Annotated in this window: 22 protein-coding genes and 1 pseudogene; 5 read left to right on the forward strand and 18 right to left on the reverse strand. The window is 68.9% G+C overall.

Annotated features, from left to right (window positions below; all coding sequences use genetic code 11):
- The first annotated feature begins 68 nt into the window (after positions 1-68).
- From OG504_RS16590 to OG504_RS16605, 4 genes are all read left to right on the forward strand, one after another.
- A complete protein-coding gene (locus tag OG504_RS16590) occupies positions 69-1,211 on the forward strand; it encodes a tyrosine-type recombinase/integrase (protein WP_405990538.1) in 1,143 nt (380 codons plus the stop codon).
- On the forward strand, positions 1,208-3,685 hold the full coding sequence (locus OG504_RS16595; RefSeq protein ID WP_405990539.1) for a tyrosine-type recombinase/integrase: 2,478 nt from the start codon (positions 1,208-1,210) through the stop codon (positions 3,683-3,685). Before OG504_RS16590 ends, OG504_RS16595 begins: the two co-directional genes overlap by 4 nt.
- Positions 3,682-4,200 (forward strand): DUF6262 family protein, encoded by a 519-nt coding sequence (locus tag OG504_RS16600; protein ID WP_405990540.1) that lies wholly within the window; start codon positions 3,682-3,684, stop codon positions 4,198-4,200. Before OG504_RS16595 ends, OG504_RS16600 begins: the two co-directional genes overlap by 4 nt.
- Before the next feature lie 166 nt (positions 4,201-4,366).
- Complete coding sequence (locus tag OG504_RS16605; protein ID WP_405990541.1) at positions 4,367-6,886, forward strand: DEAD/DEAH box helicase; 2,520 nt, start codon at positions 4,367-4,369, stop codon at positions 6,884-6,886.
- Between the two features lie 182 nt (positions 6,887-7,068).
- Here the strand turns inward: OG504_RS16605 and OG504_RS16610 are convergent.
- The 16 genes and pseudogenes from OG504_RS16610 to proS form a co-directional block, all read right to left on the reverse strand.
- Positions 7,069-7,722: pseudogene (locus OG504_RS16610) on the reverse strand (DNA-processing protein DprA); the annotation flags it as partial.
- A gap of 416 nt (positions 7,723-8,138) precedes the next feature.
- Positions 8,139-9,764 carry a YifB family Mg chelatase-like AAA ATPase gene (locus OG504_RS16615; RefSeq protein WP_405990542.1) on the reverse strand — a complete coding sequence of 542 codons (1,626 nt, stop codon included), beginning with the start codon at positions 9,762-9,764 and terminating at the stop codon, positions 8,139-8,141.
- A gap of 1 nt (position 9,765) precedes the next feature.
- A complete protein-coding gene (locus OG504_RS16620) occupies positions 9,766-10,128 on the reverse strand; it encodes a YraN family protein (protein ID WP_405990543.1) in 363 nt (120 codons plus the stop codon).
- Positions 10,129-10,256: 128 nt separating this feature from the next.
- Positions 10,257-10,565 (reverse strand): DUF2469 domain-containing protein, encoded by a 309-nt coding sequence (locus OG504_RS16625; protein ID WP_003965949.1) that lies wholly within the window; start codon positions 10,563-10,565, stop codon positions 10,257-10,259.
- A gap of 56 nt (positions 10,566-10,621) precedes the next feature.
- Positions 10,622-11,161 (reverse strand): NUDIX hydrolase, encoded by a 540-nt coding sequence (locus OG504_RS16630; protein WP_405990544.1) that lies wholly within the window; start codon positions 11,159-11,161, stop codon positions 10,622-10,624.
- Positions 11,151-11,930 carry a signal peptidase I gene (gene lepB / locus OG504_RS16635; RefSeq protein WP_405990545.1) on the reverse strand — a complete coding sequence of 260 codons (780 nt, stop codon included), beginning with the start codon at positions 11,928-11,930 and terminating at the stop codon, positions 11,151-11,153. The genes OG504_RS16630 and lepB (OG504_RS16635) overlap by 11 nt, the downstream gene beginning before the upstream one ends.
- 78 nt (positions 11,931-12,008) lie before the next feature.
- A complete protein-coding gene (lepB, locus tag OG504_RS16640; protein ID WP_405990546.1) occupies positions 12,009-12,983 on the reverse strand; it encodes a signal peptidase I in 975 nt (324 codons plus the stop codon).
- The gene (lepB, locus tag OG504_RS16645) at positions 12,871-13,986 is read right to left on the reverse strand and encodes a signal peptidase I (RefSeq protein WP_405990547.1); all 1,116 of its coding nucleotides are present in this window, start codon (positions 13,984-13,986) and stop codon (positions 12,871-12,873) included. The genes lepB (OG504_RS16640) and lepB (OG504_RS16645) overlap by 113 nt, the downstream gene beginning before the upstream one ends.
- The gene (gene lepB / locus OG504_RS16650) at positions 13,979-14,695 is read right to left on the reverse strand and encodes a signal peptidase I (RefSeq protein ID WP_405990548.1); all 717 of its coding nucleotides are present in this window, start codon (positions 14,693-14,695) and stop codon (positions 13,979-13,981) included. Before lepB (OG504_RS16650) ends, lepB (OG504_RS16645) begins: the two co-directional genes overlap by 8 nt.
- 45 nt (positions 14,696-14,740) lie before the next feature.
- The gene (rplS, locus tag OG504_RS16655) at positions 14,741-15,091 is read right to left on the reverse strand and encodes a 50S ribosomal protein L19 (RefSeq protein ID WP_033282651.1); all 351 of its coding nucleotides are present in this window, start codon (positions 15,089-15,091) and stop codon (positions 14,741-14,743) included.
- Positions 15,092-15,224: 133 nt separating this feature from the next.
- Complete coding sequence (trmD, locus tag OG504_RS16660; RefSeq protein ID WP_019058700.1) at positions 15,225-16,058, reverse strand: tRNA (guanosine(37)-N1)-methyltransferase TrmD; 834 nt, start codon at positions 16,056-16,058, stop codon at positions 15,225-15,227.
- Positions 16,055-16,615: a ribosome maturation factor RimM gene (gene rimM, locus OG504_RS16665; RefSeq protein WP_405990549.1), complete on the reverse strand. Its 561-nt coding sequence runs from the start codon at positions 16,613-16,615 to the stop codon at positions 16,055-16,057. The genes trmD and rimM overlap by 4 nt, the downstream gene beginning before the upstream one ends.
- An 82-nt stretch (positions 16,616-16,697) precedes the next feature.
- Positions 16,698-16,937 carry an RNA-binding protein gene (locus OG504_RS16670; protein ID WP_005479813.1) on the reverse strand — a complete coding sequence of 80 codons (240 nt, stop codon included), beginning with the start codon at positions 16,935-16,937 and terminating at the stop codon, positions 16,698-16,700.
- Between the two features lie 2 nt (positions 16,938-16,939).
- Entirely contained in the window at positions 16,940-17,359 is a 420-nt protein-coding gene (gene rpsP, locus OG504_RS16675; protein ID WP_266772951.1) for a 30S ribosomal protein S16, read from the reverse strand.
- A 286-nt stretch (positions 17,360-17,645) separates the two neighbouring features.
- On the reverse strand, positions 17,646-18,242 hold the full coding sequence (locus tag OG504_RS16680) for a hypothetical protein (protein ID WP_019058697.1): 597 nt from the start codon (positions 18,240-18,242) through the stop codon (positions 17,646-17,648).
- Between the two features lie 260 nt (positions 18,243-18,502).
- Positions 18,503-19,918 (reverse strand): proline--tRNA ligase, encoded by a 1,416-nt coding sequence (gene proS / locus OG504_RS16685; protein WP_405990550.1) that lies wholly within the window; start codon positions 19,916-19,918, stop codon positions 18,503-18,505.
- 198 nt (positions 19,919-20,116) lie between these two features.
- On the opposite strand from proS, the gene OG504_RS16690 reads away from it, so the two are divergent.
- Positions 20,117-20,974 carry an SAM-dependent methyltransferase gene (locus OG504_RS16690; protein WP_405990551.1) on the forward strand — a complete coding sequence of 286 codons (858 nt, stop codon included), beginning with the start codon at positions 20,117-20,119 and terminating at the stop codon, positions 20,972-20,974.
- Between the two features lie 33 nt (positions 20,975-21,007).
- Here OG504_RS16690 and ftsH read toward each other — a convergent pair whose 3' ends face one another.
- Together ftsH and ffh are read right to left on the reverse strand one after the other, a co-directional pair.
- Positions 21,008-22,945: an ATP-dependent zinc metalloprotease FtsH gene (ftsH, locus tag OG504_RS16695; RefSeq protein ID WP_405990552.1), complete on the reverse strand. Its 1,938-nt coding sequence runs from the start codon at positions 22,943-22,945 to the stop codon at positions 21,008-21,010.
- Between the two features lie 123 nt (positions 22,946-23,068).
- Positions 23,069-24,622, reverse strand: coding sequence for a signal recognition particle protein (gene ffh / locus OG504_RS16700; RefSeq protein WP_405990553.1), 1,554 nt, complete (start codon positions 24,620-24,622; stop codon positions 23,069-23,071).
- Positions 24,623-24,647 lie beyond the last annotated feature (25 nt).

The raw sequence follows: 24,647 nt of genomic DNA on the forward strand, positions 1-24,647 counted from the left end.
GGCTCTGCGGCGGATCGTTGCGATCGTCTCGTGAAGTGGGGTTACAAGTGCGGGCCTTCCCTGTAGGGATGCCGTCGGGCACCAGGTACTGGACCGTGGTGGACGACGACCTGGTGGTGATGGAGAGCGCTGATCGGTTCCTGCGGGAGCTGAGACTGGCTCGGGACCGGGCGGAGAGTACGACGAAGTCGTACGCGGAAGGGGTGTCCCTGTTCCTGCGCTGGTGCGTGCGTACGGGACGTGACTGGCGGACCGCGGCCCGCGACATGGGGCTGTTCATGCTCTGGCTCAAGTGGACGCCCGGCGACAGCGGCCAGCACAGGACCGTGGTACCAGGTCCGGGCTCGAAGCCGGTCCGGGGCGAGAGCCGGATCAACAAGGTGCTGACCGCGGTCCGAATGTTCCTGGCCCACGCCGTGGTGAACAAGACGGTGCCGGCCTGGGTGCTGGAACAGCTCTACGAGCTCGGCGACGACCGGGACCTGCCTTACGAGGCACGCGGAGAGAACGGCGGGCTGCGCTACCGGCTGCGCGCCCGCCACCGGCTACAAGAACCGGAGACCGATGTCGACCGGGCCAGCGATGAGGAGATCGTCGCGATGTTCCTCGCCTGCCGCTCGGCTCGGGACCGGTTGATCCTGCTGCTACTCGCCCGGGTCGGTCTCCGGCGCGGTCAGACCGCGGGCCTGCACCGCACCGACCTCCACCTGCTGATGGACTCGCGGTCCCTGGGCTGCGACATCGAGGGCGCCCACCTGCACGTCGTCCGGCGGCAGAACGAGAACAACGCCTGGTCCAAGCGCCGGGACTCCGTCTGGTTCCCCGTCGACTTCTTGGTGGTCCAGGCTTTCGATCAGTACGCGCTGGAACGCTTCGAACTGCTGGGGGCCGGCGGCAGCGACTTCCTCCTGGTGAACCTCTTCCGCCCGCCCTACGGCTCCCCCGTCACCCCGGACGCGATCGGCGAGCTCGTGGAGTCACTGGCCAGGCGGGCCGGGCTGGACCGGCCGATCTCCCCGCACATGTGTCGCCACGCCATGGCCAGCAACGTCGCGGACGCGGGCGGCAGCCTCGACGAGGTCCAGGCCCTGCTGGGTCAGAAGAACCCCGCCTCGGCACGGCCCTATCTGCACCCCAAGGCGGCACGGCTGCGTGAGGCGGTCGAGCGGGTTCCCTCACCGCGGCAGCTGAGCGAGGGAGAGTCCCGGTGACCCTAGCCCTTGCTCCGGGTCGCGCGGTCGAAGACCCGCTCACCGCTGAGCTCCTGGCGGCGCTGAAGCCGGACTTCCTCAGCACGATGAGCTGGGATTCCAGTGTCCGGGTGCTGACCTTTCCGGCGGGTCACCCGCTGCTGGGAGGGCCTCAGTGCCTCGTGGTCGGCTGCGAACAGATGGCCTTCACGAAGGCCCACCGCGGGATCTGCGTCGCCTGCTGGCAGCAGATGGAACGGCGGGGCCAGGAGTTCGAGGAGTTCGTCGCGAACACCGTGCGGTCCTGGCGCGGGATCGGGATCTCCAACTGCCGGGTCCCGCACTGCGCAAGGCCCTGGATGACGTCGAACAGGCCGTTGTGCACCACGCACGGTCACCAGCAGGAGAAGATCTTCTGCCTGCCGGTGGAGGAGTTCATCCGTCATCCGGACGTCCGACCGCTGCCGAGCTTCGGGCCGTGTCAGGTCGCGGCCTGCGCGAGGGACCGGCACGGCCGGGGACCCTACTGCCATGCCCATACGAATCGGTGGAAGATCGTTCGCCGGAATGGGTACACGCACGACGAGGAGACGTGGCGGCGGACAGCGACCGGAATCGCCGAGTCGGGGAAGGTCAGCCTGCGCGGCCTTCCGGACCGGGTCGTGGCCGAAGTCCTCTACGGCCTGCAACAGCGTTACGCCGAAGGAATCCGACAGCTCGACGGGGAAGTCCGAGGCATCGCCGATCTTGTCCGGGCCCGACAACTCGGCTCGGTGAGCGAACTCGACCTGAGCTCGCTGCACCGCCACCTCCAGAGGCTCGTGAGGGGCATCCTCAAACACTGCGACCGCTCCCAGCTGTCGCCGGAGACCGAGCGCCACAAGGACACTTGGGACGGCGCCGCCTTCGGCTTCGCCGGAAGCCTCTACTTCAGCGAGATCAGCCAGCCATGGCTGCGTGAGGCCGCGAAAAGCTGGGCGGTCGATGACGTTCCCGGACGCCGCGGCCACAAGATCCGAAACACCGTCCAGAGTCAGATCAACTCCCTGGCACACCTCTCGACGAGCCTCCGGCTCAACCGGGCCGACAGGGGCACCGCCCAGCGGCCGCTCGGCCGGGAGGACGTGCTGCACTTCCTCAACCGCCTCCGGTTTCTGCACGAGCGCAAGGAGATCAGCGCAGTCCGCCGCTGCAAGATCGCCCGCGACGTCAGGCGGCTGCTGACCAGGATGAGGACGCTCGGCCTGGACCAGGCAGGACACCCTTTGCACGGCTTGAGCAGCGACTTCTGCCTGCGCTGGGAGGACATCCCCGACGATCCGGAGGACGCCGAGGCCGGCCACGACCTTCCGCCGGAGGTGATGCGCCAGCTCTGCGACCACCTGAACTCGCTGGGCTCCGGGGATGACCCGGTGATCCGCACCGTCGTCGAGCTGCTCATGGACACCGGACGGCGCCCGGGCGAGATCCGGACCCTGGGCTGGGACTGCCTCGAACGCGACAGCGACGGCAAACCCGTGCTGATCTACGACAATCACAAGGCGCTCAGGAACGGACGGCGGCTACCCATCCCTGAAGCGACCGCGACGGTGATCCTCGATCAGCAGAAACGTGCGCGCGCCCGGTTCCCGGAGGCCCCGGTCAAGGAGCTCAAGCTGCTTCCCTCGTTCCGGATGAACCCGGACGGCACGAAGCCGGTCAGTGACGGGTGGATCAGCGATGCGCATCGAGCCTGGGTCGACTCACTGCCCGACTTTCTTGTCCCCACCGTGGTCCTGCGGAACGGCGAACGCGTCACCGAGTTGCTCCCCTACGACAAGGCGAACATCTTCCCCTACGCCTACCGGCACACCTACGCGCAACGACATGCCGACGCGGGCGTCCCCATCGACGTCCTCAGAGGGCTTATGGATCATCGCCAACTCGACACAACTCAACGCTATTACCGCGTTGGCGAGACCCGTCGCCGTGAGGCCATCGACCGTGTCACCGCCATGCAGTTCGACCGGCACGGCAACCGCGTCTGGCGCCAGGCCAAGAACCTACTCGACTCCGAACACGCCCGCAGAGCCGTTGGCGAAGTCGCCGTTCCCTACGGCGTTTGCTCCGAGCCGTCGAACGTCGCGGCCGGCGGCCACGACTGCCCGGCGCGGTTCCGCTGCGTCGGCTGCGGGCACTTCCGCACCGACGTGTCCTATCTGCCGGACCTGGAGGCATACCTGGCCGATCTCCTGCGGAACCGGGAACGGCTCGCGGCCTTCGCGGACGCCGATTCCTGGGCCAAGAGCGAAGCAATGCCCTCGGACGAGGAGATCACCCGGGTGAGGCGCCTGGTCCGCCGCGTCCGCGAGGACCTCGATGGCCTCACCGACGAAGACCGGACCCAGATCGAGCAGGCCGTCGGCCTGATCCGCAACAGCCGCCACGTCGTCTCGCTCGGCATGCCGAAGATCCGCCAGCCTCTGCCCGACCTTCGTCCTGGAAGAGCCTCATGACCGCCCACATGATCGAAGGAAAGCGGGCCGACTCGGCCCGCCGGCGCGAACGCGTCCTCAAGGCCATCGACGCGGCCCTGCGAAGCGGCGAGGACATCACCGTGTCCGGGCTCGCTCGCGCGGCACGGGTCGATCGCACCTTCTTCTATCGGCACCGGGACCTGCTCGAACGCGTCCACACCGCCGCGGCCAGCCCACCGCCCGACGGGCGGCAGGCAGCCGTGAGCAGGGCCTCGCTCCAGGCCGACCTGGCCAACGCGCTGGAGCGCAACACGCGGCTCACGCAACGGGTCCGGCAACTGGAGAGACGCCTCTCCGAATCGCTCGGAGATTCCGCATGGGCCGACTCCGGACTCGGCGCCCCGACCGACGTCGACCAGCTACAGCGGCGCATCGCGATGCTTGAGCAAGAACTCGCGGAAGTACGCGATCAACTCGACGAACGAAACGAGGAGCTGGCGGCGGCGCGAGGCGCCAACCGTGAGCTGACCCGGGCCATTAACCAAGGAAATTGATCACCGCTTGGCGCTGAGCGCCAACCGATGGACAGGTCGCCTCTGACCAGCCTGGCTGGCGCCCGCAGCGTCGCTAATCGTTGTGCATCGAGGGAACCGACAACGGCATGATGACAACGCGAGACCGGCAGCGTCCGCAGCCGGCGGGAGAGGGGACTCGAAGGACATGCCTCTGGATCTGAGCAGGCTGGGCAAGGGCGATCGTGCACCCCTCATCCGCCCACGCGACATCTTCAATGGACTGCCGAACCGCCCCTTCCCATACCTCCGTCAGGAACAGGGCGAGGTACTCGAATCATGGTTCGATATCAGAGACAACCATGACGTCGTGATCAAGCAGAACACGGGAGGCGGCAAGACGGTCGTCGGCCTGCTGATCGCGCAGAGCACCTTGAACGAGGGCATTGGCAAGGCCGTCTATCTCACGCCCGACAACTACCTGGCGACCCAGGCCCGAGCCGAGGCCCACCGACTGGGACTGGCGACGGCCAACGACCCGGACGACATGGAGTTCCGTGGCGAGCGGGCAATCCTGATCACCACTTTCCACACTCTCATCAACGGCCTGTCCCGCTTCGGAGTGATCGGCGGATCACACCCTCCCATGGATCTGGGCACCGTGATCGTTGACGACGCCCATGCCGCGCTGGCAGCCACGGAGGCTCAGTTCACGCTCAACATCGCCCGCGGGCACGACGCCTACCAGCCGCTCCTGGATATGTTCGAGGGCGACTTGCGCCGACAGTCTGCGAAGGCGTGGGCAGACATCAGTACAGCGGAGTACACGGCGGCCATCCGTGTCCCGTTCTGGGCATGGGCGGACCGGGCCCAGGACGTCATGGAGTTGTTGCACCCACACCGGGAAAGCAACGATAAGTTCCGGTTCGCGTGGCCCCTGATCGCGGACGTCCTCCCGCTGTGTTCCGCGACCGCGACCAGTCAGGGCTTCGAGATCCGTCCGCCGTGCCCGCCGATCCACATGATCCCGTCGTTCGCGAAGGCCCGCCGGCGCGTCTACCTCACTGCCACTCTCGCAGACGACAGTGTGCTCGTGACCTCGCTAGATGCTGACCCGGAACTCCTGGTCAAACCCGTCACTCCAGGAAGCGCGGCAGACCTCGGCGACCGGCTGATCCTTTCTCCTCTCGCGCTCAACCCGAACCTCGACGCCGGGGCCATCAGATGGCTTGCCCGGCAATTCGCCAACGGCGACCGGAACGGTGATGGTGTTCCCGACTCGCACCCGATCAACGTCGTTGTCATCGTGCCCAGTGGGCCGGCGGCGGAGCCGTGGAAGCCATTCGCAGACGCCGTACTCAGAGTCAACGACCTTGCAGCCGGAGTGGAATCTCTCAAGTCCACACGCGGTCGCCTCGTGGTCTTGATCAACAAATACGACGGGGTCGACCTGCCCGGCGACGCCTGCCGCCTCCTGATCCTCGACGGCGTCCCCACCCCGATGAGCGGCGCCGACCGCCGCGAAGCGGATGCCCTGACCGGCAGCCCGACCGTCACAGCACGTGAGATCCAGAGGATCGAGCAGGGCATGGGGCGAGGAGTGCGTGATCGTGACGACCACTGCGCGGTTCTCCTTCTCGGAGCCAACCTCGCCCGAGCCACGACGGAGCCTAACCGCCTGTCGATGTTCTCCAATGCGACCCAGGCCCAGCTTGGGCTCAGCCAGGAACTAGCTCTCCAGATCAAAGGCGAGGGAATCAACTCGATTCGGGAGGCTCTCTCACTCTTCCTCAGCCGAGATCCGGCCTGGGTTGAGGAGAGCCGGCGTCGCACGGCCACGGTCCGCTACGCCGAGTACACGAGAATCCGCCCCGAGGCCATCGCGAGCCGGAAGGCATTCGACCTGGCCGTCGTCGGCCAGACCAGCAACGCAGCTGAACGTTTTGTGCAGGTGATCAACCAGACAGACGATGCAGCCTTGCGGGGATGGCTGATGGAGCAGCGGGCCGGATACGTTCACTTCACCAACTCGCACCAGGCTCAGCAGGTGCTCGTGAACGCTACAAGACTGAACCACGCGGTATTGCGACCAGCCGCCGGCATCGCCCCCGCCAAGGCCAAGGCCGGGGCCGTTCAAGCCCGAGAAGCAGCCGCGTTCCTAGCCGCAACATACGACAATCCAACCCAGCTCGTCCTCGGGGTCAAGGCCATGCTGGAGGATGTCGCCTGGGACGAGGAGCGCACAAACCAGGCCGAAGCCGCCTGGCAACAGCTAGGACGACACCTCGGGTTCGCCAGCAGCCGCCCCGACAAGGAGAGCAACGGCGAAGGTCCAGACAACCTCTGGATTCTCAGCCCGACCCGACATGCCGTCACAGAACTCAAAACGGGCTGCACCACCACCACCATCTCGAAGCACGATCTCAACCAGCTCGGCGGCAGCGTCCGATGGGATCGCAGCGAGCATCCGGAAGCCACTCCCCTGCCGGTCATGCTCCACCCCAGCAACGTTTGCGACTCGCTGGGCACCCCGGAGCCAGGCATGGTCGTCATCACGCCGGACAAGCTCGACGCCCTCAAAGCCGCCGTGACCAAGTACACGGTTGCTCTGGCCGACGGACTGGGTCTATGGCGGGACGAGGGCAGCGTTGCCACCCATCTCGTGGCAAACCGCCTGAACGGCGATCAACTTTTCAATACCTATGCCATCCCGGCGCGCAAGGTCTGAGCCGATCTCGACTTGGGGCCGCCGACCTATGGTCGGCGGCCCCAAGTGGGATCTCTCTAGCTCACCCTATCCAGCGATAGCGCCACACCTGTTGCACTCGCTACCGTCATCGTCACCGGCTCTGAGCTGCACGAAGTGCCCTCGACATGCTTCACCACGCACGGCACCCCCAGAGAAGGTCGGATCACCCGGTTCCGGAGGATGAACCTGCTCGGCGTCGGATGCTCCCCGGGCGCCAACTCGCCCACCACGAGCCCCTGTTCGGCGATCCTGCGGATCAACTCGGTGTGCCCGCGCGGGTAGGGCCGGTCGACGCCGCAGGCGAGCACGGCGACCGTGACGCCGGTCGCACCGAGGGCGCCGCGATGAGCGGCGCCGTCGACTCCGTAGGCGCCACCGGACACGACCACCCAGCCGCGTTCGGCCAGTCCTGCGGCAAGGGTGGCCGCCATGTGCGCGCCGTACTCGGTGCAGGCGCGGGCGCCGACGACGGCGACCGACTTGAGTGCCAACATCCGCAGGTTGGGGTGCCCGCGCACCCACAGCCCGATGGGCCGCGCGTCCCCGAGATCGTCGAGCTGGGCGGGCCACTCGACGTCGCCGGGACACACGAACCGGACGCCGGCATCCTGCGCGACGGCCAAGTCCCGCCCGGGTTCGACCAGTCCGGCCCGCGCGCACAGCCCGGCCCAGCGTTTGTCGGTCACCCCGGTGAGCTGCGGCCCTCCGTTCCGCAGCCGCCGGACGACCTCCACAGCACCGAGCTCCCGGATCCACCGCCCGGCGACCTCGTCGCCGGGTTCGACGACCCGGGCGAGGAAGACACGGGCAAGCAGGTCGTCGCCCGCGCCATGAGTCCCGGCCGAGCCTTGGACCCCGGCCGAGCCTTGGACCCCGGCCGAGCCATGAGCCCCGGCCGGGTCATCGGGCCGGCTCCGGTCACCGGTCCACGTCCGGCCATCGGCCCAGGTCCGGCCATCGGTCCGGGTCCGGCCATCGGTCCGGGTCCGGCCACTGGCCCCGCCCGCGTCATCAGTCCCGGCCCGATCATGACTCCCGGCCCAATCATCGACCCCCATCCGGCCACCGGCCCCGCCTGTGCCATCGATCCGGGCCCGGTCATCGGCCCCGCCAGCGCCATCACCACCAGCCCCGGCCCCAGCCCCAGCCCCAGCCCCAGTCCGATCATGACTACCGGCCCAACCATCGCTCCCCGTCCGGTCGTTGACCCCGCCCGTGTCATCGCCCCGGGTCATGTCATCGCCCCGATGGCCATCGGCACGCCTCGCGGTACGCCCGTGCGCAGTTGGAGCGCGAGGGCGACATCGGTCACGCCGGGTCGGTCGTGGCCGACCAGATCCGCGACCGTCCAGGCGACGCGCAGCACCCGGTCGAGCCCGCGCGCGGTGAGCGCGCCGCGCTCCAGACTGCGCTCTGCCTCGTCCATCGCCCCGCGCTCGGCGTGCCAGCGGCTGCGCAGTTCACGGCCGGGCACCTCGCCGTTGGTGCGCCAGGGCGTGTCCGCGAGCCGCGCCGCCGCCCGCTCCCTGGCCACCCGCACCCGGTCCGCGACCGTCGCCGTGGACTCGCCCCGCGAGCCGCGTCCGGTGAGCTGGTCCCTCGTCACGCGGTCCACCTCCACCCGCAGGTCCACCCGGTCGAGCAGCGGCCCGGAGAGCCTGGCCTGGTACCTCCGGATCGACATCGGCGCGCACTCGCACAGGTCGTCGGTCTGCGAGAAACGGCCGCACGGACAGGGGTTGGCGGCCAGCACCATCAGAAACCTGGCCGGGAACCGGACGACCCCCGCACTGCGCGCGATCACCACATGCCCGGCCTCCAGGGGTTGTCGTAGCGCATCCAGCGCCTGGCCGCTGAACTCGGGGGTCTCGTCAAGGAACAGGACGCCTCGATGGGACAGCGACACCGCACCGGGTCGCGCGATCCCCTGGCCGCCCCCGACGAGGGCCTGCATCGTGGCCGAGTGGTGCGGGGCGCAGTAGGGGGCGACGTCGATCAGGGGTTTGCCCGGGGGCAGCAGGCCCGCCACCGAGTGAACCGCCGTGACCTCCAGGGACTCCTGCCGGTCGAGCCGGGGCAGGACCGCGGGCAGCCGCTCCGCGAGCATCGTCTTGCCGGCCCCGGGTGGGCCTTCGAGGAACAGGTGATGGCCGCCGGCCGCCGAGACCTCCACCGCTGTCCGTGCCGAGAACTGGCCGACGACATCGGCTAGATCGTGCCCCGGGTCGTGCTGGGACGCGCCCACGCTGTGCATCCCGGTGGCAGCGCCCGTGCCGGGCATGCGCAGTCCGGCGAGCAGCGGGTCCGGGCGTCCCAGCTCGTCCGGATCCTCGGCGGGCACGGGTTCGTCGGCGAGTACGGCGATCAGCTGCCGCAGTGTACGGACGCCCAGGACGGACACCCCGGGCACGAGGGACGCCTCGGCGGCGGCGCACTCCGGGACGACGACCTGCTCGTATCCGGAGTCGGCCGCGGCCAGTACGGCGGGCAGGATGCCCCGGACCGGCCGGACCCGTCCGTCCAGGCCGAGTTCGCCGATCATCACGATGTCGGCGAGCACGCGCGGATCGATCCGCTCGGCCGCGCCGAGGACGGCCGCCGCCACGGCGAGGTCGAACCCGCTGCCGCTCTTCGGTACCGACGCCGGGCTGAGCCCGACGGTCAGTTTCTTCTGGGGCCAGGGTGCGCCCGAGTTGACGACCGCGGCCCGCACCCGGTCCTTGCTCTCCGTCAGGCTCTTGTCGGGCAGTCCCACCAGCGTGAACGCGGCGACGCCCGGTTCGAGGTCGGCCTGGACCTCGACCACCACACCTTCGACGCCCACCAGCGCCACCGAACACGTTCGAGCGAACCCCATCTCAGGCCACCCCCCGAGCGTGCTCGACCACGGCCGCGCCGCGCCGGTGCACGACGACGCCCACCAGGTCGATACGGACCCCTCCCGGCGGGGCTCCGCCGTGCGCGTGGATCCATCGCTCGGCGAGGCCTCGTAGGCGCTCCGCCTTCTTGGGTGTGACGGCGGCCATCGGGTGCTGGAAGGCGCCCGCCCGCCGGGTCTTGACCTCGCAGACCACCAGGACGTCGCCGTCCCGCGCCACGATGTCGATCTCTCCGGTCCTGCCACACCGCCAGTTGCGCTCCAGGACCGTCATACCGGCCGCGACCAGCCGCCGTGCGGCCACCGTCTCGCCGTACTCGCCGAGTGCACTGCGTGCGTTCATGTCGGCACCACCTCCGGCACCAACCGTCACGCGGAACGGCCCACCAAGTGGATCTTGGTGGGCCGTTCAGTGATTGTGGAAAACTCCGTCACCCGCACGAGCGACAGCCTCTCGGCGGGTCACGGCCGTCAGCCGCCCGGCAGCTCCAGGTCGCTCTTGTTCAGCTCCTCAATGTTCACGTCCTTGAACGTGAGCACACGGACCTGTTTGACGAAGCGAGCCGGTCGATACATGTCCCACACCCAGGCATCCGCCATGGACACCTCGAAGAACACCTCGCCCTGGACCGAGTGCACCTGCATCTCGTAGTCGTTGGTGAGGTAGAAGCGCCGTTCGGTCTCGATCACATATTTGAACAGACCGACGACATCTCGGTACTCCCGGTAGAGCTTCAGCTCCATCTCGGTCTCGTACTTTTCGAGGTCCTCGGCGCTCATGGCATGTTCCCCTTCACCCGTGCGATCCCACCATTGTGCGCCAGTCCCGTGAGCCCCTAGACGATTTCGGTGTCAAGGGTCACGGGCCCGGCCGGGGGACCTTCGTCGAGCAGCCTGCGGAGCAGCTCGGCGAGTCTGGTCGGATACACCGTCTCATGCGCCCGGTCCAGTTCCCGGTACGTCCACCAACGCGCTCCGGAGACGCTGCGGCGCTCCAGCTCGGTGAGGGCCGTGGCGCCGGGCACGCCCTCGGCCGTGGCGGACGTCCTGGCCAGGTAGTACCACTCGTCCTGGTCCCAGCGGCGGCCCGCGAACGGGAAGGAACACGTCCGCGTCCACAGGACCGGGCCGAGTTCGACCTGGGTGATGCCGGTCTCCTCCGCGAGTTCCCGTAGGGCGGCCTCCTCGTGGGTCTCGTCGCCCTCCAGGCCGCCGCCCGGCGTGAACCACCAGTCGTCGGCGGGGTCGTCCGGCTCATGGCCGTGGAGCAGCAGGATGCGGTCCTGGGGGTCGAGCAGGACGACCCGGGCGACCCTGCGCAGGCCGCCCTCGTACGAGTCGCCGTACGGACCCTCCTCGGTGGCCTCAGCGGGCACCGGCGGGCTCCGTCCGGGTGCGGGCGCGGCGGCCGGCCGCCAGCTTGGCGATCGGGCCGTAGGCGCCGCCGCCGAGGACGAGCACACCGCCCGCGACGATGACGGCGAGGATCGTGCCCAGCGGGCCGGGGTGGGAGAGGCTGCCGAGCGGCTCGAAGGCGGTGGGGCGCTCCAGCATGCCCTTCATGGGCCAGACGACGGCGTCCACGCGGGCGCTCACGGCGCTGTTCGCGACGGTGCCACTGGCGACGTCCGTGAGGTGGGCGCTGGAGTCCAGGGAGCCCTGGCGTTCGTCACCGAGGAGGAAGAGGCGGCCCTTGGGGACCTTCACCGCGGGGATCGACTTGTCCTCGGCCGCGCCGCCCTTGAGGTAGTCCTCGGTGATCTGCTTGCCGTTGACGACCAGCTTGCCGTTCGTGCAGCAGGAGACGGTGTCCCCGCCGACGGCGACCACACGCTTGACCACGGGCGCGTTCGTCACCCAGGTCTTGTCCGTGAAGACCACGACGTCGCCACGGTGCACCTCGTCGCCGTCGACCCGCTGGGCCAGCACCCGGTCGCCCGCGTCGATCGTCGGCGTCATCGAACTGGTCGGCACCGTGTACGGCCGGTAGACCACCGCTCCCCAGCCGAAGCCTCCGAGGAACAGCACAAGGCCCAGCGCGACGGCCAGTCCGGACAACCGCTGTCCGGTCCGGCTGCCCACCGGGCCCTTGCCTGTGCCACCGCCGGTACGCGGGGCCGTACGTGTTGCGCTCTCGCCACCCATGGGTCCGCACCCTACCCGGCGGTACCGAGGGTGGTCAGCCCTTCCTCCGGGACCAAGGTCACAAGCTCTACAAGGCCTTTACTCGTCCTTGCCCGACCGCTTGCGACGCCACAGGACCAACGGAAGGACCCCGACGAGGGCGAGGCCCTCCGGAGCGGCCGTCAGGAGACGGGAGGCCGAGGCCTGGGTGTTGATACCCGCCTGGTCGAAGGTGTCCGGGATCGGCAGCGTGCCCCAGCGGTTGATGGGCCAGGCCTTGACGATCGCGCGGCCGACGACCTCCTTCACCGGGACCATGCCGTGGTGCTTGTCGGACTGGTTGTAGCGCGAGTCCCGCGAGTTCTGCCGGTGGTCGCCCATCACCCAGATGTCGCCCTTGGGGACCTTGACGGTGAACTGGCCGCCCTGGTCGTCGTTGGTGCACGGGGTGTTGCCGGGGTAGACGTACGGCTCGTTCAGCGCCTTGCCGTTGACCATCAGCGGGCCGGTGCCGCTGCAGGAGACGGTGTCGCCGCCGACGCCGATGACCCGCTTGATGAGGTCCTTCTCCTGTGCGGAGGGCATCAGGCCGATCCAGCTGAGCACCGTCTGCAGGGCGTTGGGATTCGCCGCCGGCTCGCCCGCCAGCCAGTCGTCCGGGTCATGGAAGACGACGACCTCGCCGCGCTCCGGCTTGGAGCCGAACCACGGGGTGAGCTTGTCGACCAGGACGCGGTCACCCTGCTGGAGGGTGTTCTGCATCGAGTCGGAGGGGATCGAGAACGCCTGCACCAGGAAGGTCTTGATCAGCAGCGCGAGGACGAGCGCGATGACGACCAGGATCGGCAGCTCCTTCCAGAAGGAGCGCGGCTTCCTGGGCTGGGGGGTCTGGTCGCCCGGCCCCTGTTCCTCGGTGCGGGTCGCGTCGCCCGGCGCCGTACCTTCCTCGTCCGGGCCGGAGTCACTCCCTGAGGTCACGGCGCTGTCCGTGGCCGGGGCGGGTGCTCCCACGGGACGTCCGTGGTGCTCCTCGCCGTCGTGTCCGGACCGTGCGCCAACCGCCACATCCCCCACGCCAACTCCTTACTCTGTGCCGCCGCCTGCCCCATCCTCGGCGCAGGACCACCACTCCCATAACGAGCGGGAGTTCCGCAGGGCTCGGGAGTTGGACCGATCCGTTCGGATCGACCGGGGCAACCCTATGCGACAGTTCGGGACCGGCGGTCGTCCCCGACACGGAGTTGGAAACCGATGCGAAGGTTTTAGGTTCGTTCAGGCTGGTCCAGTGGCCCATCGGCCAGGCGATCACCTTCGCCCGTCCCACCACCGAACTGAGCGCGACAGTGCCTCCGTAGCTGGTGTTCTGGTGTGCGCGGGAGTCCGCCGAGTTGCCTCGGTGGTCGCCCATCACCCACAGCCGCCCCTTGGGGACGGTGATGTCGAACGCCGTTTCGGACGGTGCGTTCCCGGGATACAGGTAGTCGGCCTCGGTCAGGGGGACGCCGTTGACGGTCACCCGGCCCTGCGCGTCACAGCACTTGACGTGGTCGCCGCCGACGCCGATGACCCGCTTGATGAGGTCCTTCTCGTTGTCGGACGGCAGCAGGCCGATGAACTGGAGGCCTTCCTTGACCTGCTTGACCACGATCGGGTCGTTCTTCTTGGTGGTCTGCTCGTCCGCGAGCCAGCCGCCCGGGTCGTGGAAGACGACGACGTCGCCGCGCTTGGGCTCGGAGCCGAACCACGGGGTGAACTTGTCGACCAGGACACGGTCGCCGATGCGGATCGTCTGCTCCATGGAGCCCGACGGGATCACGAACGCCTGGAGGAGGAAGGTCTTCAGGACGAGGGCTATGAGGACCGCGACACCGACCAGGAGGGGTATCTCCCGGACCGCGGAGCGCCGTCGGCGCCGCTTGACCTTGCGCTGGAGCTTGCGCCGCTCGGCCCGGCTGCGGCCGGCGCCCCCGGCCGGCGCGAGCGCGCCCGCGCGCCGGAAACCGGTCGGCAGCAGGTTCTCGTTCCCGAAGGAGCCGCCCGGCGGTGTCGCGCCGCGCGGCCTGCCGCGGTTACCCATGGGCGCCGTCCCCGGCGGGTACGCGCGCGTAGGCGCCGGGTCGGACGAGGTGGGTCCAGTGCCCGGCGGGCCAGACGACCCAGTCGGCTCGCCCGATGACGTCACCAACAGGAATCATGCCTCCGCCCGGGTCGCCCAGGTGGTCCCGGGAGTCACTTGAGTCGCCGCGGTGGTCACCGAGGACGAACAGCGTGCCGTCGGGCACGACCACGTCGAAAGCCACGGTGGACGGAGCGTCCCCGGGGTACAGGAATGCCGTCTCGTCGACCGACCGCCCGTTCACCTGGAGCCTCCCCTTCTCGTCGCAGCAGACCACGCGGTCTCCCCCTACACCCACAACGCGCTTGATGTAGTCGGCGTCCCCGAAATAGCCGGTTCCATCGAACACGACGATGTCGCCGCGCCGCGGATGAGCACCGAAACGGTACGCCAACTTATTTACGAGAACGCGGTCGCCGATCCTCAATCCGGATTCCATGGATCCGCTAGGAATTTGGAAAGGCTGCAGCAAGAAGGTGTTGAGCAGCAGCAGGAACACCAGACAGACCAGGGCAGTCAGGGTGATCCGGCCGCCGGGAAGCCATTCGGCGACCCGCGACACCAACGCGAAACGCGACCGGTCCTCCGGCCCTCCGGTGTCCGAGGTGTCCTCGGAGTCGGAAGAGCGGGAGGAGCGGTCGCGCTCCGTGTGCTGTGCTTCGGTGTCCATCGGAGCCAGATGTTATCCGGCCCCGATGAGAACCCCGTATCAAGCTCAGTTGTCGCGCTTCTCCTTGATCTTCGCGGCCTTGCCGCGCAGGTCACGGAGGTAGTACAGCTTCGCGCGACGGACGTCACCACGGGTCACGAGCTCGATCTTCTCGACGATCGGGGTGTGCACCGGGAAGGTGCGCTCCACGCCGACGGAGAACGAGACCTTGCGGACCGTGAAGGTCTCGCGGACACCGGCGCCCTGGCGACGGATGACTACGCCCTTGAACTGCTGCACACGGGAGCGGTTGCCCTCGATGACGCGGACGTGGACGTTGACGGTGTCACCCGGGCGGAAGGCCGGGACGTCGGTGCGCAGCGAGGCGCCGTCGACGATGTCGAGCAGGTGGGACATGTCGTCTGCTTTCTTCATCGATGCCACAGGTCACCGACGGGAGATAGGTGAAGGGAAGGATGCTGTCCGTGTCGGGGCGGGCGTCATGTCCCCCTGTGGCAGGGGCGCACGCCGGACGACGCACAACAGCGACCTATTCTTCCACGCCGTCCGGCCTGCGCCAAAATCGGCCGTACGGCTCCCCGGCCGGGTCCGGTGACCAGCCCAGGATCGAGAGCATCTCGCGGTCCTTCTTGTCGAAGGTCTTGGGCTCGCAGCGCTCGATCAGGTCCGGGCGGTGGGCGGCCGTGCGCTTCAGCGCCTCGTCGCGCCGCCAGCGGGCGATCTTGCCGTGGTGGCCGCTGAGCAGCACGTCCGGGATCCCCTGGCCGCGCCACTGGGGCGGCTTGGTGTAGATCGGCCCCTCCAGGAGGTTGGCCATGGCGCCGGGCGCGAAGGAGTCGTCGCGGTGGGACTCGGCGTTGCCCAGGACACCCGGCAGCAGGCGTGCCACGGCCTCCGTGACGACCAGGACGGCCGCCTCGCCGCCGGCGAGCACGTAGTCGCCGATGGACACCTCGTAGACGGGCATCCGCGTCGCGTACTCGTCGATGACCCGCCGGTCGATGCCCTCGTAGCGGGCGGGCGTGAAGACCAGCCAGGGCCGCTCGGAGAGCTCTACGGCGAGTTCCTGGGTGAAGGGGCGGCCGCTGGGCGTGGGCACGATGAGCGCCGGTGCGCCGGAGCCCGTCTCGTAGCCGTCGGCCAGGACGGAGTCCAGGGCGTCACCCCAGGGCTCGGTCTTCATGACCATGCCGGGGCCGCCGCCGTAGGGGGTGTCGTCGACCGTGTTGTGGCGGTCGTAGGTCCAGGAGCGCAGATCATGCACGTGCACATTCAGCTGTCCACGCGCGCGTGCCTTGCCGACGAGGGAGACGTTCAGCGGTTCGAGGTACTCGGGGAAGATCGTGACGACGTCGAGCCTCATGCGCCGGTGTCCTCTGAAGAGTCTTCCTTGGAGGACACGATCTCGGCCCGGTCGTCGATCAGTCCGGGCGGCGGGTCGATGACCGCGCGCTGCTCCTCCAGGTCGATCTCGACGACGATCGACTCGACGAACGGGATCATCACCTCGCTGCCGTCGGGACGCTCCACGATGAAGAGGTCCTGGGAGGGCAGGTGCGAGATCTCCGTGATCCGGCCGACCTCCTCGCCGTCCTTGGTGACGACGTCGAGGTCCATCAGCTGGTGGTCGTAGTACTCGTCCTCCTCCTCGGGCAGCTCCTCGGGATCGACCTCGGCGATCAGGAGGGTGTTGCGCAGGGCCTCGGCGCCGGTGCGGTCGCGTACGCCCTCGAAGCGGAGGATGAGGCGGCCGCTGTGGACGCGGCCCGTCTCGATGGTGAGCGGTCCCGTCGGGGCGGGGTCCGTGAACAGGACGGCGCCGGGGGCGAGTCTGAGCTCGGGCTCGTCGGTGCGTACCTCGACGGTGACCTCGCCCTTGATGCCATGGGCACGGCCGATCCGTGCGACTACCAGTTGCACGTGTCCACTTCTCCTGTTTCATGCAGATCGGGCCGGGGACGGCCAGTGGCCCTCCCCGGCCCGAGCCGGTGTGCGATAAGCGTCAGCGGACGTGGTCCACGTCGACAAGGTCGACGCGGACGCCTCGGCCGCCGATGGCGCCCACGACGGTGCGCAGAGCGCGAGCGGTGCGGCCGTTGCGACCGATCACCTTGCCGAGGTCATCGGGGTGCACCCGGACCTCCAGCACACGCCCGCGACGCAGGTCGCGCGAGGCGACCTGCACATCGTCAGGGTTGTCGACGATGCCCTTCACGAGGTGCTCGAGAGCCTCCTCGAGCATGCTCAGGCCTCGGTCGACTCGGACTCGGCCGGAGCCTCGTCCTTCTTCTCAGCCTTCTTCTTCTGGGTGATCGCCTCACCCTTGCTCGCGTCGTCGCCACCGAGGGCGTCGAACACGGGACGCGCGGCCTTCGGCTCGGCCACGAGCAGCGGAGCCGGGGCCGGCAGGCCCTTGAACTTCTGCCAGTCGCCGGTGAGCTTCAGGATGGCGAGCACGGGCTCGGTCGGCTGCGCGCCGACACTCAGCCAGTACTGCGCACGGTCCGTGTCGACCTCGATGCGCGAGGGGTTCTGCACCGGGTGGTACAGACCGATCTCCTCGATGGCCCGGCCATCACGGCGGGTACGGGAGTCGGCGACGACGATGCGGTAGTGAGGCGAACGGATCTTACCCAGACGCTTCAGCTTGATCTTGACTGCCACGGGAGTGGGTTCTCCTGGTTTTGACGTGGTTGGGCACGGCGAGATTGCCGCGTGGGGTTGCGGTACCCGAGTGCCCGATGGACGCGTCAGCCGGAGGCGAGAGGGTTCCTGTGCGGCTGTCGAGTACAGCTAGCTATTGTGCCACACCCTGGCGGTCCGCCCGACCGGGGAGCATGCCTCCACCTGGCCCCGCCCATGCGGAAGCGACACCCGGCGCCGGGAGGTGACCGGCGCGGGTGTGCGCAACCCGGCCTGCGGGATGCGGCTGCCACGAGCAGCCGCGTCCTCAGGCCGCGCCCACGACCTCCGGGATACGGAAGGGCTTGCCGCAGCCTCCGCACACGATCGGCGCCTGGGCCAGCACCGACGGGACGACCCGTACGTTACGACCGCAGTCGCACACCGCCTTGACGCGGACGCCGCCACCGGACGAGCCGTGACGGGCGGCCGGACCGCGGAACGTACGGGAGGTGTCGGCCGAGGTCGCGACGGTGTGGGCCTTGAGCGCGCGCTGGAGGCGCTCGATCGTCGGCCGGTAGCGTCGCTTCGCTTCGGGGTTGAGCTGGACCAGCGAGAAACCGCTGCTGGGATGCGGTTCGTCGGGGTGGTCCAGGCCCAGCTCCTCGGCGATCGCAAGGAATCTGCGGTTGTGGTAGCGGCCGGCGCGGGACGTGTCACGCACGCCGCGCGAAGCGGCGATGCCATGGACTGCCTCATGCAGCAGTCGCTCGAAGGAGAGCTCGTGTCCGCAGGCGGACGACGACTCTCCGATCAGGGACTCGGGCGCGGCCAGATCGGGCAGTTCGGGGTGGTACCGCTGAATATCGGCCCACGCCTCTGCCAGCTCTGCGGCGAGAACAGGTGGTGTCTGTGTCGTGCTCACGTAATGACAACGAGCCGGAGTGCCCCTGTGTTCCGATTCCGGGGCATCCCAAATAATTTGCACGTACCCGTCAGTTGCCGCTGATGCGTCCGGAGGAGGGCGGGTGCGCTGATCTGCGGAGAAGCCTCACAGCTCATACCAAGCTGGTGCGTAGTCCTCCGTACGACCCGGCGCGTAGACGGTGTCCGCACGCCGGGGTAGCTGCACTCCGCCGTCGCGCAAGAGGCGTTTCGGTCGCTCTCCCGCCGGAGGGGCGCTCCTCAGTAGGCGCGCGCGACGACCGCGACGTTACCGGGCGCCTTGTCGTCGTCCGGCACCGACCCGTCCTCGGCGACGAGACACCGTACGGTCACCGCGTGCTCGGCCAGCTCGGCCTCGCCTTCTTCGCCGAGCGTCGCCCACGGGATGCGCGCCCAGCCGCCGGCGGTGGCGGCCTCGACGGCCTCCGCGATCGTCGACACCTCGGAGGTGCGGGACTCGCGCCGCTCGCGGGACTGTGTCAGCAGCAGCGCCTGATCCTCCTCCAGGACTACGGGAAGCAGCTCTACGAGGGAGTCGATCGCCACCGGCTCCTTGCCTCCGGGGATCCGGCGGGCCAGCATCGCCGTGCCGTTCTCCAGGTCACGGGGTCCGACCTCGATCCGTACGGGGACGCCCTTCAGCTCCCAGTCGACGGCCCGGCGCCCGAAGGGGACGTCCGTGCGGTCGTCGACCCGGACGCGGACGCCCGCCGTCTTCAGCCGGGCGCCGATCTCGCGGACCTTGGCCAGAACCGCCTCGTCGCCCTTGATCGCGAGGACGACGACCTGGATGTGTGCCAGCCGCGGCGGCACCCGGAGTCCGTCGTCGTCGCCGTGCATCATCACCAGGGCGCCGATCATGCGCGTGGTGGAGCCCCAGGAGGTCTGCCAGACCAGCTCCTGCTTGCCTTCCCTGGACAGGTACTGCGTGTTGAAGGCCTTGGCGAAGTTCTGGCCCAGCTCGTGACTGGTCGCCATCTGCAGCGCCTTGCCGTCGCCCATCATCCCTTCCAGGGTGAGGGTGTTGATCGCGCCCGCGAACCGCTCCTTGACCGTCTTGCGGCCCGGGACGACGTCCATCGCGAGGACGTTGACCATGAAGTCCTCGTACACCTGGCGGTGGATGTGCGCGGCGAAGTCGCGCGCCTCCTCGTAGGTCGCGTGCGCCGTGTGGCCCTCCTGCCAGAGGAACTCGCTCGTGCGCAGGAACAGGCGGGGGCGCAGCTCCCAACGGACCACGTTCGCCCACTGGTTGATCAGCAGGGGCAGGTCGCGGTAGCTCTGCACCCACTTCGCGAAGTACTCGTTGATGATCATCTCGGAGGTGGGCCGGACGACCGCGGGCTCCTCCAGCTCCTTGCCGCCGCCGTGCGTGACCACGGCCAACTCGGGCGCGAAGCCCTCGACATGGTCGGCCTCGCGGGCGAGGTAGGACTGCGGGATCAGCAGCGGGAAGTACGCGTTCTCGGTGCCCGTCTCCTTGATGCGGGCGTCCATCTCGGCCTGCATCCGCTCCCAAATGCCGTACCCGTACGGTCGGATGACCATGGAGCCGCGCACCGGGCCGTTGTCGGCCAGCTCGGCCTTGCTGATCAGATCCTGGTACCAGCGGGGGAAATCGTCCGCCCGCGGCGTGAGTACGGGTGCCTTGGCCATGGCGCGATAGTACGGGCCCACGTTGCCGTCATGTGAATTCTCGCCACTCCCACAGGCAAGCCACAAGCCGGGGCCCACAACCCCTGGACGCCGTAGCGCGTGCGGAGTTTGCTGGCATACGGGGGAAGTGCGGGCGCACATCACGGGGGCCTCGGAAACGGGCACGGCCACATCTCTCGGCGGATTGGGGCGCTTTCCATGACACCTACGCTCGTGCGGCAGTACCTACCTCATGCGGGGCCGGCGCCCCGCGTGGACCTGGGTGCACGCGCGCGTGACTGGTCCGAGATCCAGGAGCGGATGCTGGTGCCGCTCTACGAAGCGGTCTACGAGCGACTGGAAGTGGGATCCGGCACCCGGCTGCTCGGCCTCGGCTGCGGCTCCGGGCTCGCCCTGCTGATGGCGGCCTCCAGAGGCGCGACGGTCACCGGTGTCGAGCGTTTCTCCCCCGAACGCCTGGCCCTCGCCCGCGAACGGCTCCTGCCGACCGCATGGACCCCACGCGCGCGTGCGCACACCCGGCTCGTCCACGGCTCCCCCAGGGACGCGGCCGGCGCGGAGACGCCCGCGTACACCCTGGTGACCGCCTTCGAGCCCATCGGGTGTCTCGCGGGCGACTCGGAGGGGCTCGGCGACACGCTCGCCGCCGCGACACCGCTCGCCGCGCGCGGGACGCCCGTGGTGCTGGCGGGCTGGGGTCCGCCGGAGCGCTGCGCGACCTCGTCCGTGCTGCGGGTGGCCACCCGGCTGGCGGACCCGCTGCGCGGCACCGGCAGCCCGCGCCCGGTCCTGCGCGACGACCTGGAGGTGGTCGCCCACCGCGCGGACCTCCGGCCGGACGGCTCGGGCCGGGTGGCGTGCCCCTTCGGGTACGCGGATGTCGAGAGCGCCGTACGGGGGCTGCTGTCGACGGGACTCTTCGACGCGGCGATCGTCGCGACCGATCAGGCGCAGGTGGACAAGGAGTTGGCGGAGGCGTTGCATCCGTATCGTCGGCAGGACGGCACGGTGTGGATGCCGAACGTGTTCCGGTATCTGATCGCGCGTACGACCTGAGGATGACTCATCGCGGGTGCGACCCGAGGATGACTACGGCTCTTCCTTGAAGAGGCGGGTTACGCCCGCGATGCGGTACGCGTCCGTCTCCTCCAGGGTCTCGTTCTCCAGGAGGGCCGCCGCGAGCGCGTCCAACTGGGCGCGGTGGTCGCCGAGTTTGCGGATCGCCTCGTCGTAGCACTCGTCGACGATGCGGCGCATCTCGTCGTCGATCACGTCCAGGGTCTGCGGCGCGGCGGCGAGGCCGTAGGCCTGCTGGGTGTCGTTCGGGAGGGCGGAGAGGCGGCCGACGCGCTCGCTCATGCCCCAGCGGGCGACCATCCCGCGCGCGATGTTGGTGACCTGTTCGAGGTCGTTCTCGGCGCCGGTCGTGATCACGCCGTAGGCGACCTGTTCCGCGGCCATGCCGCCGAGGGCGCCGATGATGCGGCCGCGCAGGTACTCCTCGGTGTACGCGTACTTGTCCGCGTCCGGCGTCGAGAGCGTGACGCCGAGGGCCCTCCCGCGCGGGACGATGGTGATCTTGCGGACCGGGTCGGCGCCGGGCTGGAGCATGCCGAGGAGGGCGTGGCCGCTCTCGTGGTAGGCGGTGCGCCGGCGTTCCTCCTCGGGCATCACCAGTGGGCGTTCCGCGCCCAGTTGGACCTTCTCCAGGGCTTCCGAGAGGTCGGACTGGGTGACCTCGCTCTGCTTGCGCTTGACCGCGAGGAGGGCGGCCTCGTTGGCGAGGTTGGCGAGTTCGGCGCCGGTCATGCCCGGGGTCGTGCGGGCGACCTGGGCGAGGTTCACGTCCTTCGCGAGCGGGATCTCGCGGGTGTGGATCTCCAGGATCGCCTCGCGGCCGCCCCGGTCGGGCGGCGAGACCACGACCACCCGGTCGAAGCGGCCGGGGCGGGTCAGCGCCGGGTCCAGGACGTCGGCACGGTTGGTCGCCGCGATGACGATGACGCCCTCGGAGCCGGAGAAGCCGTCCATCTCGGTGAGGATCTGGTTCAGGGTCTGCTCGCGCTCGTCGTGACCGCCCATCCCGGAGCCGCCGCCGCGGGCCCGGCCGATGGTGTCGATCTCGTCGATGAAGATGATCGAGGGGGCCACCTTGCGGGCCTCCGCGAACAGTTCACGCACGCGTGAGGCACCGACACCGACGATCATCTCGATGAACTCGGAGGCCGACGCCGAGAAGAACGGCACCCCCGCCTCCCCCGCGACCGCCCGCGCGAGCAGCGTCTTCCCGGTGCCGGGCGGACCCGCGAGGAGCACACCCCGGGGCATCTTGGCGCCCATCTTGCGGTACGCGTCGGGGTTCTTCAGGAAGTCGACGACGTCGTTCAGCTCGCCCTCGACCTCGTCGATGCCGGCGACGTCCTCGAAGGTCGTGCGCTGCGTGCCCGGCTCCAGCTCGACCGGCTTGGGCGGGGCCTTGCGGCCGAGCATGCCGCCGGCGCCGCCGAGCCCCGAGCTCATCCGGCGCGCGATGAAGAGCCACAGGACGACCAGGAGCAGCATCGGCGCCAGCGAGATCAGCAGATTGGCCAGAAAGCTGCGGTGCTGGACGACGGGTTCGGCCGTGACGGTGACGTCGTGCTTGGTCAGGTCCTCCCAGAGCTGGTCGTCCGCGAAGGTCGGCCGCTCGGTGTCGAACTTGGTGTACTTGCCGTCGCCGTCCGGGTTCTTCTGCTCCTTCTTGAGCTGGCCCTGGATCGCGTTGCCCTTGGCGTAGATCTTGGTGACGTTGCCCGCGTCGACCTGCTTGCTGAACTCCGTGTACGAGATGGTCGGTTCGTCGCCCTCGTTGAAGAACGACAGGATGAGGTTCGCGATCAGGTACACGACCAGCGCGGTGAGGATCAGGCTCCACCAGCCGCCGCGCATCTTCTTCCCGCCCGGCGACGGCTTCGGGGGCTCGTCCGGGGTGCCCTCGGTACGCCAGGGCTGGTCGGGAGACTTGCGCGGCGGCGCGGGGTTGGTCATATCGGCAAGTTACGACACGGGCCAGGCGTCGGCACGCCCAGCATGCGCCGAGGGCGCCCTTCCGGAGATGGGCGCCCTCGGCGACGTAGAAGACGGGCTGTCAGCCCATGAACCTTTTCAAGCTCAGCCCATGAACTTCTTGAACTCGTCCGGCAGCTCGAAGTCCTGGGCGCCCTGCTCGGGCAGTCCGAACGCGTTGCCGCCCTGAGCGGCTCCGGCCTCGCGGCGCTTGGCCTCTTCCAGCTCCTGCTGCTTGCGCTTCATCGGGTTGCCGGAGCGCTGCTTGCCCTTGGCCTGCTTGGGCTGCTTCTTGGTGCGGCCGGGGCCGCCGCCCATGCCCGGCATCCCCGGCATGCCGGGCATCCCGCCGCCCTGCGCCATGCGGGACATCATCTTGCGGGCCTCGAAGAACCGCTCGACCAGACCCTTCACGGCGCTGACCTCGACGCCGGAACCCTTGGCGATACGGGCGCGGCGCGAGCCGTTGATGATGGTCGGCTCGGCGCGCTCGGCCGGGGTCATCGACTTGATGATCGCGGCCGTACGGTCGACGTCCCGCTCGTCCAGGTTGTTGATCTGGTCCTTGATCTGGCCCATGCCGGGGAGCATGCCGAGCAGCTTGCTGATGCTGCCCATCTTCCTGACCTGTTCCATCTGGGACAGGAAGTCGTCGAGGGTGAAGTCCTGGCCCTTCTTGGACGCCAGCTTGGAGGCCATCTTCTCGGCCTCTTCTTGGCTGAACGTCTTCTCCGCCTGCTCGATCAGGGTGAGCAGGTCACCCATGTCGAGGATGCGGGAGGCCATCCGGTCCGGGTGGAACGCGTCGAAGTCGTCGAGCTTCTCGCCGTTCGACGCGAACATGATCGGCTTGCCGGTGACGGACGCGATCGACAGGGCCGCGCCACCGCGGGCGTCGCCGTCGAGCTTGGAGAGCACCACGCCGTCGAAGCCGACGCCGTCGCGGAAGGACTCGGCGGTGTTGACCGCGTCCTGGCCGATCATCGCGTCGACGACGAAGAGGATCTCGTCCGGCGAGACCGCGTCACGGATGTCCGCGGCCTGCTGCATCAGTTCCTGGTCGATGCCGAGGCGGCCCGCGGTGTCCACGATCACGATGTCGTGGACCTTGGACTTCGCGAACTCGATGGAGTCCTTGGCGACCTTGACCGGGTCGCCCACACCGTTGCCCGGCTCGGGCGCGTAGACCGCGATCCCGGCGCGCTCGGCGACGACGCTCAGCTGGTTCACCGCGTTCGGGCGCTGGAGGTCGGCGGCGACGAGCAGCGGCGAGTGCCCCTGGTCCTTGAGCCACTTGCCGAGCTTGCCCGCGAGGGTGGTCTTACCGGCACCCTGCAGACCCGCGAGCATGATCACGGTCGGCGGGTTCTTGGCGAAGCGCAGGCGCCGGGTCTCGCCGCCGAGGATCGTGACGAGTTCGTCGTTGACGATCTTCAGGACCTGCTGGGCCGGGTTCAGCGCCTTGTTGACGTCGGCGCCGAGGGCACGCTCCTTGACGTTCTTGATGAACGTCCGTACGACCGGAAGCGCCACGTCCGCTTCGAGGAGGGCGATCCGGATCTCGCGCGCGGTGGCGTCGATGTCCGCCTCGCTCAGACGCCCCTTGCCACGCAAATTCTTGAAGGTCGCTGAGAGGCGGTCGGAGAGAGTATCGAACACGGCGGCGTCGGTCCTCGGAGTCGGG

This window comes from Streptomyces sp. NBC_00986, assembly GCF_045162565.1.
Lineage (GTDB): Bacteria > Actinomycetota > Actinomycetes > Streptomycetales > Streptomycetaceae > Streptomyces.